This is a genomic window from Alcanivorax sp. HI0044 (assembly GCF_001634945.1).
In genome coordinates this window covers 1-695 of record NZ_LWEZ01000397.1, presented here as the reverse complement: position 1 = coordinate 695, position 695 = coordinate 1, and the positions used below count along the sequence as shown (strand labels likewise).

Sequence of the window (695 nt, the reverse complement as noted above, 5' to 3'; positions counted from 1 at the left end):
GCCGTTGTTATTATTTGGCGGTACGCAAATTCAGGCGCACCTGATCGTTGTGCTGAGCAGTTTTTTGCTCAATATTATTGATACCATCGTGCCAACAATTGAGCGCGTTTAATCACGACAATGTCTCAAAAAATCACAGTGTTTACATATATACACAAAAGCAAACATATGAATTACATTCAAAATACGTCTTTCTTCGTACAAAACGCCTGAAAAGCCGCATCTTTACCCCGATGAGCAGCCATTACCCACGAAAAACATGGAGCGGATTGCACGACTGTTAACCTGACGACGAGACCGCAGGAACCGCGGCACAAACAGGGAAGATAACCGAGCGCGGTACCGCCAAGGCGGAGAGGCACACGCTGGGCAGAATGGCAGACAGCTTTGTGAATGTTTCTGCAAAAGCCGCGCTATTAGCGGCGACGACTTAACACCATGACAGGCACCAGCCCCAGCAACACCAGAGTCAGTGACGGGGCAGCGGCGCGTTGCCACTCCCCTTCGGCGGTAAGCTCATAGATACGCACTGCCAGGGTATCCCAGCCAAAGGGGCGCAACAAGAGGGTGGCGGGCATTTCCTTCATCACATCGATGCCCACCAGAAGCAAGGCCGTAAACAGCCCCGGCAGCATCATCGGCAGGTACACCCGGCGCCCCACCTCCGAAGCGGTTGCGCCCAGGGTGCGGGCCGC

Annotated in this window: 1 pseudogene; it reads right to left on the bottom strand. The window is 53.8% G+C overall.

The annotated features are described in order from the left end of the window. Positions 1-416: 416 nt before the first annotated feature. A pseudogene (locus A3730_RS04860) lies at positions 417-695 on the bottom strand (iron ABC transporter permease); the annotation flags it as partial.